This window comes from Sphingobacterium lactis, from assembly GCF_011046555.1.
In the GTDB taxonomy this organism is placed as follows: Bacteria; Bacteroidota; Bacteroidia; order Sphingobacteriales; family Sphingobacteriaceae; genus Sphingobacterium; species Sphingobacterium lactis.
The window spans coordinates 2,123,801-2,136,657 of record NZ_CP049246.1 but is presented as its reverse complement, the minus strand read 5'-3'; the positions used below and the strand labels follow the sequence as shown (position 1 = coordinate 2,136,657).

At 45.6% G+C, this 12,857-nt stretch carries 13 protein-coding genes; 7 read left to right on the top strand and 6 right to left on the bottom strand.

All coding sequences use genetic code 11. The features are described from left to right. The first annotated feature begins 31 nt into the window (after positions 1-31). Positions 32-1,804 carry a DUF4091 domain-containing protein gene (locus G6N79_RS09325; RefSeq protein WP_103907364.1) on the top strand — a complete coding sequence of 591 codons (1,773 nt, stop codon included), beginning with the start codon at positions 32-34 and terminating at the stop codon, positions 1,802-1,804. A gap of 54 nt (positions 1,805-1,858) precedes the next feature. On the opposite strand, the gene G6N79_RS09320 is transcribed toward G6N79_RS09325, so the two are convergent. Further along, positions 1,859-2,269: a hypothetical protein gene (locus G6N79_RS09320; protein WP_103907365.1), complete on the bottom strand. Its 411-nt coding sequence runs from the start codon at positions 2,267-2,269 to the stop codon at positions 1,859-1,861. Between the two features lie 213 nt (positions 2,270-2,482). On the opposite strand from G6N79_RS09320, the gene G6N79_RS09315 reads away from it, so the two are divergent. Both G6N79_RS09315 and G6N79_RS09310 read left to right on the top strand, forming a co-directional pair. Beyond that, positions 2,483-4,786: a GH92 family glycosyl hydrolase gene (locus G6N79_RS09315; protein WP_103907366.1), complete on the top strand. Its 2,304-nt coding sequence runs from the start codon at positions 2,483-2,485 to the stop codon at positions 4,784-4,786. A 94-nt stretch (positions 4,787-4,880) separates the two neighbouring features. Beyond that, a complete protein-coding gene (locus G6N79_RS09310) occupies positions 4,881-5,105 on the top strand; it encodes a hypothetical protein (protein ID WP_103907367.1) in 225 nt (74 codons plus the stop codon). Between the two features lie 122 nt (positions 5,106-5,227). Here G6N79_RS09310 and G6N79_RS09305 read toward each other — a convergent pair whose 3' ends face one another. From G6N79_RS09305 to G6N79_RS09290, 4 genes are all read right to left on the bottom strand, one after another. Beyond that, positions 5,228-6,019 (bottom strand): sulfite exporter TauE/SafE family protein, encoded by a 792-nt coding sequence (locus G6N79_RS09305; RefSeq protein ID WP_103907368.1) that lies wholly within the window; start codon positions 6,017-6,019, stop codon positions 5,228-5,230. Positions 6,020-6,136: 117 nt separating this feature from the next. Beyond that, positions 6,137-7,366, bottom strand: a complete 1,230-nt coding sequence (locus tag G6N79_RS09300; RefSeq protein ID WP_103907369.1) for a carboxypeptidase-like regulatory domain-containing protein — start codon at positions 7,364-7,366, stop codon at positions 6,137-6,139. Positions 7,367-7,516: 150 nt separating this feature from the next. Beyond that, the gene (locus tag G6N79_RS09295; protein WP_103907370.1) at positions 7,517-7,744 is read right to left on the bottom strand and encodes a hypothetical protein; all 228 of its coding nucleotides are present in this window, start codon (positions 7,742-7,744) and stop codon (positions 7,517-7,519) included. A gap of 121 nt (positions 7,745-7,865) precedes the next feature. After that, complete coding sequence (locus tag G6N79_RS09290; protein WP_394341716.1) at positions 7,866-9,023, bottom strand: ammonium transporter; 1,158 nt, start codon at positions 9,021-9,023, stop codon at positions 7,866-7,868. Between G6N79_RS09290 and G6N79_RS17755 the strand changes: the two genes are divergently transcribed. The 3 genes from G6N79_RS17755 to ygiD all read left to right on the top strand — a co-directional run bounded on the left by G6N79_RS17755 (position 9,022) and on the right by ygiD (position 11,262). Further along, positions 9,022-9,225, top strand: a complete 204-nt coding sequence (locus G6N79_RS17755; protein WP_394341717.1) for a hypothetical protein — start codon at positions 9,022-9,024, stop codon at positions 9,223-9,225. The genes G6N79_RS09290 and G6N79_RS17755 overlap by 2 nt on opposite strands. 227 nt (positions 9,226-9,452) lie before the next feature. Continuing rightward, on the top strand, positions 9,453-10,283 hold the full coding sequence (locus G6N79_RS09285; protein ID WP_103907372.1) for an AraC family transcriptional regulator: 831 nt from the start codon (positions 9,453-9,455) through the stop codon (positions 10,281-10,283). A gap of 94 nt (positions 10,284-10,377) precedes the next feature. After that, positions 10,378-11,262: a 4,5-DOPA-extradiol-dioxygenase gene (gene ygiD, locus G6N79_RS09280; protein WP_103907407.1), complete on the top strand. Its 885-nt coding sequence runs from the start codon at positions 10,378-10,380 to the stop codon at positions 11,260-11,262. A gap of 69 nt (positions 11,263-11,331) precedes the next feature. Here the strand turns inward: ygiD and G6N79_RS09275 are convergent, their stop codons facing one another. Next, positions 11,332-12,108 carry a phosphatase PAP2 family protein gene (locus G6N79_RS09275; protein ID WP_103907373.1) on the bottom strand — a complete coding sequence of 259 codons (777 nt, stop codon included), beginning with the start codon at positions 12,106-12,108 and terminating at the stop codon, positions 11,332-11,334. Positions 12,109-12,340: 232 nt separating this feature from the next. Between G6N79_RS09275 and G6N79_RS09270 the strand changes: the two genes are divergently transcribed. Next, entirely contained in the window at positions 12,341-12,778 is a 438-nt protein-coding gene (locus tag G6N79_RS09270; RefSeq protein WP_103907374.1) for a nuclear transport factor 2 family protein, read from the top strand. Positions 12,779-12,857 lie beyond the last annotated feature (79 nt).

The window sequence follows — 12,857 nt, the reverse complement described above, 5'->3', positions numbered from 1 at the left end:
CTTCGATATAACCGAAACTTATTTGATACGCATGAAAATTCAGAAAGCCTTATTTGCTGCTCTCCTTGCGGGCACACTCATTCATCTGCCCATTTCCCACTTATTTGCGCAAAGCCCTTTACCTGTACAATTCAATGAACTGCCTGACCCCATTGATAAGAAGCTTATCAACTGGTCCGGTGTGAAGTCGGGTATGCAGGCCTCCTTCGTCAGTACCGATCTCCGATTCCCGAAATCCTTGGCGCCGACCGTCGAGCAAAAAGACGCTTTGCAGATCCGCGGCTGGAGGGGTGAGAAGCTAAATGCCCAAGTCCTGCTGTGGACAACAGAACCCAAAGATAATATTGAAGTAAAAGTCACAACCCTTTCATCTACAAATAATAAACTACCAAATACCGCAACGAGCACCCATTTCCTCCGTTATGTGATGACTGATGAGTTCGGTCCAGGCTGTGGGCATCGCAAGCCGGAGAATTTCGCGGCTTCCTTATCACCGGATATGCTGGACAACCTGACAAGTTATTCTATGGAAGGCAATACGGTTCGACCGGTGTGGATCAAGGTGGCCATTCCGCGTGATGCAGCCGCAGGGCAATATGCAGGGACTGTTGAAATTTCAGTTGCAGGGAAACCGTTTAAATCCCTGGCACTTGAGGTCGAGGTTATCGATCAGACCCTACCCGAGCCGAAGGATTGGAAGTTCCACCTGGATCAATGGCAACACCCTTCAGCAGTCGCTCGAGTAGAAGGCGTAGCCATGTGGTCCGATGCACACTTCAAAGCAATGGAACCGGTCATGAAATTGCTTGCCGATGCTGGACAGAAGGTTATCACGGCCACCGTGAACAAGGACCCATGGAATGTGCAGACCTATGATCCTTACGCCGATATGATTACCTGGACGAAAAATAGCGATGGCACCTGGTCCTATGACTACCAAGTCTTTGACCGATGGATTAATTTTATGTCCGACCTTGGGATCAATCAAATGATAAACTGCTACTCCATTATCCCTTGGAACAATGAGATCCATTATCGGGATGCGAAGACCGGAAAGACCATCAACGTGGTCGCCAAACCGGGCACTCCGGTATTCGAAGAACTCTGGACACCCTTCCTGCAGGACTTTAGTAAGCACCTGAAAGCAAAGGGCTGGTTAGAAAAAACCAACATCGCCATCGATGAGCGCGAACGGGAACAAATGGATGCCGCCTTAACGCTAATGAAGAAGGTAAGCCCTGAATTGGGCGTTTCCTATGCCGATAATCAGAAAACCTACCAGCGGTACCCCGAAAGCGAGGACATCAGTATTGCTGTAGGACATCCCTATGAAAAGCAGGACATTCTGGATCGGCAGAAACGGGGTTTGAACAGCACGTTCTACATCTGTTGTTCGGATGCCTTCCCTAACCAGTTTACTTTTTCGGATCCGGGGGAATCCACCTATCTGGGCTGGTATGCGCTAGCGACCGGTTTTGATGGCCTACTGCGTTGGGCTTTTAACTCCTGGGTGGAAAATCCGCTCCAGGATTCTCGATTTAGAACCTGGCCCGCCGGAGATACCTATATTGTGTATCCCAAAGCCCGAACCTCCATACGTTACGAACGAATGTTGGAAGGCATTCAGGATTACGAGAAAGCACGTATTGTCCTGGAAAAATTGAAAGCGAAGAATGACAGTAACCAATTGACAGCATTGCAACAGGCAATAGACAAGCTTGGGAACAACACCCGATACGAGGGTTGGAATACGGACTTGAACAACGCCAAAAAGCTGTTGAACGACATATCCACCAATCTCTAAGCACAGAAATCCATTGAGCGCTGCCATTTCATGAAAAGAAGTGGCAGCGGTTTTTTATGCCCTGATCAATCCGACCCCGAGGGTTATCAGACAGGTCGTCACCAGGAAAATGGACACGAACAACAGCCCTATCCATCGGTTGGTGGTTGTCCTGCCGGGACCCATAGCTCCAAAAAAGAAACCGCCTGAGATCAGGATAGCGGAAGCGATGAACCCGATACGCAGAAACCACGACACCGAGTCGTCATAACCGGCGTGGTCCACCAACAATTGGCAGATAAGGGCCATGATGGTAAAAACTCCGGCATGGGAATGGCCTGATTTGAACATCCGCTGCTGAAATGGCGTTAATGCCAGGTGTTTATATTTCCCTTGCATATACCGCAGCAGAAAATGGCCTCCAAACTCAATCGTGGGAATGATAAACAGGATAATGGCACACATTAATTTTGCATCTTGACTCATAGCTCCTCCTTTTTTATTTAACAAAGTTACCGTTGTCTATCCCTCGAAAAATGAATCCAGGTTAACTTCTTCATTTTGTCGAACCGGCTGATTAACGCGGAAAAATCCTTGACAATGGGCAGGCTTTTTAATTCTTTTGAATATATTTGAACAAGACATTAACGTTTTAGTTCGCTTAAAAAGCGATCCGTAAACCTTCGATACCATACGTATATGATCAGAAACTACCGAAACCTTCGAAAGCTACTGCTGTTGGCGATGATGCCGACACTGGCCTTTGCGCAACAGAACAACCTCAAACAATATGTGAAGCCCTTGATCGGGACCGCCAAGATGGGACATACCTTCCCAGGTGCGACAGTACCTTTTGGCGCCGTGCAGCTAAGTCCGGACACCGATACCATTCCCTACGCTGTAAATGGCAAGTATACGGGTGATGTCTACAAGTATTGTGCGGGCTACCAATACGACGACCCTACCATTGTGGGATTCAGCCATACGCATTTCTCAGGAACGGGACACTCCGACCTGGGCGATATCCTCGTGATGCCCACCCAGGGTAAGGTCCAATTGAACCCAGGCACTGCCGACCAACCGCAAAGCGGCTACAGGTCACCCTACAGCCATGCGAATGAAACTGCAGAACCCAACTATTACAAGGTTAAACTGGATAAGCACCAGATCCTTGCCGAGCTTACAACCACCAAACGTGTCGGTTTCCACCGGTATACTTTTCCAAAATCGGATCAATCACACCTCATCCTAGACCTTACTGCCGGAATCTACAATTACGAGGGCAAGAATGTATGGACCGTCGTGCGGGCATTGAACGACTCCACCATCACGGGATACCGCCAAACCAACGGATGGGCAAGAACACGGACCGTTTATTTCGCAATCCGTACGTCCAAGCCTTTCAAGAATTATGGCGCTAAATATTACGACAAGAACGTACAGTACAAAGGATTTTGGCGGAAATTCAATCAGGAGGATAATTTCCCTGATCTAGCTGCCCATAACATCAAGATGCATCTGGATTTCGATACGGAAGATCAGGAACAGGTGATGATGAAAGTCGCCCTTAGCCCGGTGAGCATGAAGAATGCGCTGGAAAATATGGACTACGAGACACCGGATTGGAATTTTGAGCAGACGCTCAAAAGCGGCCAAGATGAATGGGAAAAGGAATTACAGCGCTTTCAGGTCGATATGCTCAATAAGGAAGATCTGGTGAATTTCTACACGTCGGTGTATCACGCCAATTTGATGCCTACGGTTTACATGGATGTCAATGGCGAATACAAAGGTCTGGATCAAGAGGTACATAAAGCAGAAGGATTTACAAATTACACGTCATTTTCACTCTGGGATACGTTCCGCGCCTTCCACCCGTGGTTGAATTTGGTAGATCCTAAACGAAATGCGGACATTGTTTCCTCGATGATGGCGCATTACGACCAATCCGTTTTGAAGATGTTGCCGATCTGGTCCCACTATGCCAATGAGAACTGGTGTATGAGCGGGTACCATTCTGTTTCCGTTGTGGTGGATGCCATCATGAAAGGCACGTATGAGGGCGATGCGGAAGCAGCATTGGCTGCCTGTGTACAGACCGCGAAAGCACGCCGCTATGAAGGCATCGGTGAATACATGGATCTGGGATATGTACCTGACGATGTAAACGGCACTTCAGTTTCAAATACTTTGGAATATGCCTACGATGATTGGTGTATCGCACAGCTTGCCAAGAAATTGGGTAAGGAGGATATCGCGGCGGAATTCAGCAAAAGAGCCGAAAATTGGCGCAATCTTTACGACCCAAGCATTGGTTTCATGCGTCCTAAGGACAGCAAGGGCGTTTTCAGGGCCAACTTCGATGTCCTTGACACGCACGGCCAGGGCTTTATTGAAGGCAACACCTGGAACTATTCCTTATACGTACCGCACCAGCCTGAACAATTGATGGAAGTGATGGGCGGACAGCAGAAATTTGAATCCTACCTGGATTCCCTGTTCACGATGCACCTACCGGATAAATACTTTGCTAACACAGAAGATATTACACGTGAAGGTATTATCGGGAATTACGTTCATGGCAATGAGCCTTCGCACCACGTCGCTTATCTGTACAACCAGACCAAGAGTCCATGGAAGACGCAGGAACGTATTCGCCAGATTATCCGCAACCAATACCACAATGGCGCGGCAGGCTTAGGTGGAAATGATGACTGTGGACAGATGTCAGCATGGTATCTGTTCAGCTCCTTGGGCTTCTACCCTGTTGCTCCAGGGGAAAACGTGTACTGGTTAGGCAGTCCTCTGGTAAAATCAGCATCCATACACTTGCAGAACGGCAGAAAACTGGAGGTCATTGCCAAGAACCAATCGGAAAAAAACATGTACGTGAGCAAGGCATTGTGGAATGGTAAGGAAATCAAGGATTTCAAAATCAATCATGAGGATATCATGGCTGGCGGAACATTGGAATTTGTAATGACAGCCAAACCCAAGAAGTAACATATTAAATTTATATTAAGATTAAGGAAGAGCTTTACTCTTCCTTTTTTTATTCATTTATATTAGGTAACTTCAAGACATTAAACCAATTACCATGAAAATACTGTTAAACGCCATAGTCTTTTCAATCTGTGTATTCTTTTTTGATGGGATTGTATCCTTTCTTTCCAGTTGGTCTGAAACAGGTGAGTTTGAGCTTGTGACCTTACGCCGAATCAACCTTTCCATAATTTCGGGTATGATATTCATTTTGATTTATCGCCATAAGGAAAGCAAGAAAGCGGAAAAAGGAAAGCGCAATGCAGGATACGAATTGTAGGTAGAAAACCAAACCAAAAATCTCCATTCCTATTTAAAAGAGCACACGAACAGCGATAGGACATGAGCCTTCGCTAAGCTCTGTTTGCAAAAAAACAAGCGGAAAACCTGTGGGTCTACAACCTAAAGCAACTCTTTCACGAGGATATAACAACCCACCAAAAGGATCATATAGCCAAATACTACCTTCAATGACTTGTTGGAAACCTTATCCGCAAAATAGAAGCCGATGAAGATACCAAAGATTGCGGCTCCCGTATAGCCCAATAATAAAGGCCAATCGAATTGCGGAAATTTCTCGAGGTCACCGACTACACCGAAGAAGGAATTGATGGTGATGATAATCAACGAAGTCGCTACGGCCTTGCGCATGGGCAGGTGATAGAAGTTGATCAGGGCGGGAATAATGAGGAATCCACCTCCTGCACCAACGAGTCCTGTTACCAATCCAACCATTGCTCCTTGTAATGCAATGACTTCAATTGGCGTTTTCACTGCTTCATCCGGTGCCTTCAAGGTCATCTTACCTGAACGTATCATACTGAGGGAGGACGCAATCATAACGAAGGAAAACAGGATCATCAGCAATACATTCTGATGGAAAACCAAATCACCGATATGGATAACTTCCGGCACAAGGGGAAGGATAAAGGAACGGGTCAGGAAAACCACTATTAAGGAAGGCACCCCAAAGGTCAGCACCTTCGGGAGATCCGCTTCTTTACGGATGATCCCCCTTCCGGCCCCGATTAGGGAGGTGATTCCGATTGCAAACAACGAGTACGTGGTCGCCAATACAGGATCCACGCCCATCACATAGACCAGGATGGGTACCGTGAGGATGGTTCCCCCACTCCCTATCATCCCCAAGGTTACTCCTACCAGGATGGCCAAAATACAACCAATGATAATCATATGGTATTTGCGTTAGTGCGGTTCTGCATGACGTTCATAATCGATGTTAAAAGTAATAGAAATATTCGTTAAATAAGACGATTTGCCCTGTTAATTGTCCCCTCTAGGGTTCCCTTACTACTTTCCCTCTGCTTCGGAGAAGACATAATCTATAGGAAGCAAGAAAGCCAACTTGGAAAAATTCACCGCATGCCCATTCAGCACCCAATTATCGGATGGGAAATAACTGCCAAAAGCATCGATGACCACGCCCTCCTCCTGGCGCTGCAGATAGAGTACCGTTACTTCATAAGCCGACTGCTGTATCATCTTGCGCTTTGAATGCTCAAAGGCTGCCGGATTGATCACATAGAGAAAATCTGCATAGCTGATCCACATGAGATCATCCCGGCCATCAACTCGCCGAACAACCTCCTCCGGTTTGACAACATCCATCAGGTAACTGATCCGTTCAGGTTGCGACATTTGCTTACGCATATCCGACACCATTTGTTCTGTGTATTCCTTTTGTGAGGCAAAAAATCTACCCCATTGCCCATTATATTTTTTCATAACGGTATTTAAAACCTCACTGTACTTTGCCTTGGCATCACGGCGGACTTCATTTTCCTTTTTAACCAATTTCCGGACAACATAGCCGTCGTCCGCCCAACTTAAATTGTAGGTACTTTTTGCAAATCGAGTAATGGATAGCTGATACGCATCCCGGCGATTCTGTTCGAATTTTTTCTTCCCCTTGCCGATGTCCTTAAATAATGCATAACCTGCGAAGTAGAACATCTGGGTCTTGTAGTCCATTGAAAAATCCACCAGATCATATGTCAGCTCATACCCGAGGTCTTTGTTGTAAATTACCAATGGAGCAGTACAGTAGGCCGTCAATACCTTATTCTTTTCACTGTACTGGAACTTCACCACTTCTTTATTCTTAATGGTACAATTCTCTGCGAAATACCCCACACCAAGCAGATTCTCCTCAAAGAATTTACCGTATCGTGCCCATCCATCTTTCAAGCTACCCCGGATCACGATTTCCTCTATTTCGGTAGACTGCTCCTGCAGTTCAATCCGAACTTCCTTTTCCTGAAGCGGAAGGGATACCTGCGTCGATGATTTCTGGTAGCCCACAGAGGTTACGATCAGTTCGATCAGCGCATTTCTACTGGTTAGCGAGAATTCCCCTTCCTTGTTCGTACTTGTTCCACTGGAAGAATTGTTTATATAGACTGAAGCTCCAGCGATCGGTTTTTTAGATTGGGCATCGAACACTCGCCCCTGAATGAGGTGTTGGGCAAAAGCAGATGGCAGCAGAATGCTAAAGAAGAAGCAGATGAGAAGTTTTCGCATATTGGTCTGTTTCCGTAAATATACTGATTATAGCGAGATGGAAATCCCTACACCTGCATCAATATGCTCCAATACTACCTTATAGGCCATAAAAAAGCCCGATCTGGGAGAGAACAGGCTTTTGACTAACAAAAATATAAAAGAATGTGATTATTGGGCGGTATCTACTGCGGTTGAATCCATTGCCGTAGAATCGAGCTTAATAACCTGCTCATCTGGAGCATTGATGTTGTAGCGCTCAGCATCCCCACCCTCGGTTGGATCTGGTAATGCTTCCACATCCTCACCGGTTGTATCCTTCGGGCTGTTGTTACAACTCATGGCGGTCATTAATCCCATGGCAAACAAACCTGTTATAATAAATTGTAATTTCTTCATAGTTATTTAGTTGATCTATATTATCAACAAGCTGGAGTACAAATGGTTTGGAATAATCACAAAAAAAAAGCCGACCGGATAGTCGACTTTTTCCATTCAGGTTATGTTTAGTTAATAATAATCACAGTTTTTCTCCATGTTGGGTGACGTCAAGACCAGCTTCCTCCTCTGCATCCGTTACGCGCAGTGAGGTAATGAGGTCAGTCAGTTTGAGGATCAGGAATGCCATCACGAGGATAAACACCGTCGAACCGATCAGCCCCAGCACATGGGCTTGGAAAAGCCCCCACTCACCAAAGAACAATCCGTTCCCATGGATTCCGGGGTTGATGGCTTGTGTGGCGAATATCCCGGTCAGGAGCATCCCGACCATCCCTCCTACGCCGTGGCTCGGAAACACATCGAGGGTATCATCGATCCTGGACTTCGTCCGCCAGGCAATCACCAGGCGGCTCACCAGTGCTGCCAACGCACCGATCACCAGGGAGTGGCCAAAGGTCACATAGCCGGCCGCTGGTGTGATCGCGACCAAACCGACCACTGCACCGATGCATACACCCATGGCGGAAGGCTTGATACCTTTTGCCGCATCCAAAAAAATATACATCAATGCGGCTGCTCCTGACGCTGTCGAGGTGGTAATCAGTGCTGTAGCCGCCAATCCGGAAGCCGAAAAGGCACTCCCTGCATTGAATCCGATCCATCCGAACCACAGCAGTCCCGTTCCGAGCAGCACATACGTAATCCTAGCTGGGCTATGCATATGCATCTCTTTGCCCTTCCTTAAATATAGTGCTGCAGCTAAGGCTGTCAGCCCTGCGGACATGTGCACTACCGTTCCACCGGCAAAATCCAACACCCCCATTTTTAACAAGATCCCATTGGGATGCCAAGTAGCGTGCGCCAAGGGTGCATAGACGAATACAAAAAATAAACAGATAAATAAGATATAAGAGGTGAATTTAATACGTTCTGCCACTGCACCTGTAATCAGCGCCGGGGCAATAATTGCAAATTTCAACTGATAGATGGCAAAAAGCGCAAATGGAATCGTCGGTGCAGCTTCCCAAGGAGCGTGCTCCAACACATTATTAAACATAAAGAATGTGCGAGGATCCCCGATAACCCCACCAATGGATTCGCCGAACACCAAGCTAAACCCGAACACTACCCATAGGACAGCAACCACCGCCATGCAGATAAAACTTTGCAACATGGTAGAAATAACGTTCTTTTTCTTCACCATACCCCCATAAAAGAAGGCTAATCCAGGGGTCATGATCAAAACTAAGGCTGTAGAAGTCAACATCCAAGCAACATCAGCGTCATTCAAAGAGAAACTACCAAAATTTTTAGGTGGTTTAGTAAATAAAAGAGCAAGAAGAACCAGACCAGCCATAAAAACTAACGGCACAAAGGATTTTTTACCAGAGAAAACCATATATTTTGAATTATTTGAATCAAAAATACATAAAAAATGAATTTTACAAAATATTTTTTAAGAAATACTGTTTTTATTTAAAAATAAAATGATAAAAATTGAAAATTTTAAAAATAAGACCCTGTTTTACTTAAAAATCGAGGAACATTACCCACTTTCCTCACTAAAAACCGGTTTTTTCCTCCAATACCGAACAAAATCCAAACTCGACTACAGAATTTAACTGAAAAAGTCGGATATTTAGGATTGAAAATCACACGTATACGAATGGAAGACTTATTTAAAATCTATAAAATCGATTACGCTGAGGCGGAAAAAATCCAAGGTACGGCGAATGAACCTCATCAACATCAATTTGAGGAGCTCATCATCGGCATTCAGGGCATGATCGAGCATTTTATAGATTTCAAGAGTGAAGTTTACGAATCACCTTTTGTTTGCTTTGTGACCAGGGGCAAAATTCACCGGGTCGTGCCTTTGGTAAAGGATGGGGAATGCGATTTCTGGGTTATCCGTTTCCGGAGTGAATTCATTCCCGAAACGACCTTTAATCTGTATGGGTATTATCACGATAATGCCAACCTGCAATTTCCAGAGGAGCGCTGTTTCAAACGCATCAACCAGATCTGTGAAATGATGAGCGAAGAAATGCAACAGGAAACGCCGGAGCTTTCCATCGTTCGGGAACTCCTGACCACCCTATTCACCATGATCGAATCCGAGCGAAAAAAGGTAAGCCCTGAGAACGGCAACCTGTACAGGAACCAGGATATCACCTTTAAGAACTTCCTGTCGATTTTGGAAGAAAACTTTCGTCGGCCAGAGGGTGTCAACTACTATGCTGAAAAGCTATTCATGAGCGCCCGCAACCTAAACAGCATCACCCAACATGTCCTCAACCAATCCGTTTCGGAAATTATCGAAACGCGCAAGCTCATCGAAGCTAAGAATCTACTGATCAGCACCAACAAGACCGTGTCTGAGATTGGTTTTGACATCGGCTATGCCGACAAAGCCTATTTCACCAGCGTGTTCAAGAAGAAGTCAGGACAGACTCCTACTGAGTTTCGGGACGAGATGCAACGGTTGATTTCCTAAAATCTATACTTTTTTACCAAATCTTCATACCACTTGCCTGTAGTTTGTGGCGATCTTTGTATTACAGTTTGAAAGGAACTATAACATGGACGACATGAACAGAAAACAATTTTTAGCAGCAGCTGCAGCCTTACCATTGGCTGGAGCGGCAGTAAAATTGAGTGGATTAAATAAATTTATCGATGGCCTGAACAACAGTGCAACGATGCCCGTTTTGTTCTTGGGCCACGGTAGCCCGATGAATGCGATTGAGGATAATGAATTTGTGCAGGGCTTTAAACGTGTGGGTACGGAAATTGAAAAACCAACGGCAATTTTGGTTATCTCCGCCCATTGGGAAACACGCGGAACGTATGTAACCGCCATGGAAAACCCAACGACCATCCATGACTTCGGTGGATTTCCGCAGGCTCTTTTCGATGTGCAATACCCGGCACCGGGTTCACCGGAGCTGGCCCATGCCGTACAGGATTTAGTGAAGGGCACGGAAGTGCACCTGGATGATAAATGGGGATTGGATCACGGCTCTTGGTCGGTGGTGAAACACCTCTACCCCAAGGCCGATGTGCCGATCATCCAAATGAGCATCGACTACTCCCAACCTGCAGCCTACCACTATGCCTTGGCAAAGGAACTGGCGGCACTCCGCAAAAAAGGAGTGTTGATTATCGGATCGGGAAATAATGTCCATAACCTACGCATGGTTTCCTGGCAGCACCTCAATACCGTAGGTTTTGCCTTCGATTGGGCAACGGAAGCCAACGAGAAGATGAAGGAGTATATCCGCGACCGAAATCACCAGCCACTGATTGATTTTGACAAACAGGGAAAAGCATGGCAGATGGCCATCCCAACCCCAGAGCATTACCTGCCCATGATCTATGCGCTGGCGCTACAGGACAAAAACGAGGACTTAACAATTTTCAACGATGCTGCCGTGGCAGGCGCATTGACGATGACCTCATTTAAAATTGGTTAATTTCACACTTACTATTATAATTAACACGTAGCATAGCTGCCCTCCCGGGCAGCTATGTTCATTTATGCGCTAAAATTCCGAGAGCATGGCGATTCCAATACCGTGCTGCTGATAGGTTGGGGTCACAAGCAGAGAGGCATGATGGCCATAATGACCATGATAATCGCAATGATTTTGCCGATGAAATAGCTTTGAGGTATATGGGAATAACCAATAGGCCATTTCCGTTGAGAGCATACCGATCCCCGCCCCGGCAACAACATCACCTACCCAATGCCGATCGTTGAATATCCGATAGGTTCCCGTTGCGGCCGCAACCGGATAACCTGCAAAAGCAATCCACGGATTCGAATCCTTATATTCATGAAACATAAACTGCGCGGCAGAAAATGCCGTAGCGGTATGTCCGGAAGGAAATGATGCCCTGTTGGACCCGTCTGGACGCACCTCCAGCCCCAATTTTTTCATGGGTATAATAAAGGCAGAGAGGATAAGCTGGGAGCTCCCATAAATAATCGTACGGTCGCGAAGATCATGTTTTCCTTTTATGCCAAATGCATTCAACCCATATACAGCAGCGGCAGGTGCGTATTGCATGTAATTGTCAATGGTTGCTCCCGGTTTAATATGCTCCCGCGTCTCGTATCGCGTCGATGTATTCAATTCGATCAGCTCCTCCGAAAATAAACTGGCAGCACCATAACCTACAAAAACGCTGGGAATGATCAATTTCTTCCATTTGAAGGTATTTGCCGCATCCATTGCGGAACTGTCCGCATGATTATAAGGCCCAGTTTGTCCCATACCCAATAAAGGACAGAGGAGTAAAATTAATATCCATCGCATAGTAACCAATTTGGATATAGACGCCAATTTGATCAAAAAAGTACACCGACACGCAAAAAAATTATCTCATTCACCGAGAAACAACAAACCCGAATAAAATTCACCGAAAGATATTCCGTTTTCACCGAGTTTTCAGATTGTCCCGCCTAAACCGTATGGACGCGCTTTACTTTTCGATATACCTTTGAATCAAACAATTACATATAACATAAACACTAAAAAAATAAAAGTCATGAAAACGCTAATCACTTTAATCAGCACCGCGGTACTAACTTTCTTAAGTTCAATGATCCTAGCCAATACAAAGGCTGAACCGATCAAATTCCTGAAAGCTGAATCCATTATCGATCATTACATCGATGCGACCACGAATGGGGAAACAAGTTTGTTGAAGTACTTATTTACTGAAGATTTCAAATTCTCTTCACCGAACAATTCCAATAAAGATCAGGTGACACGCAGCACCTACATCAAGCACCTGAAAGGAACAAAAGGTTTGAAGCTGGATGTTACCACTTCGTACACCTTCGTGGAAAAGAACAACGATTGCAGCATTGTCCGCGTAGAGAGTAAATTCGAGAAATTCAGTAAATACGAATATGTGACGCTTTGCAACACGAATGAAGGTTGGAAGATCAGAAACATCGTAGCCACCTATCCAGAAAAATAAAGACCATTTTTTACATATAATTTTATGCCATGGGCTATGCTTTACCGAGTGTAGCCTATTTGTTTTCTGTCCGATTGGG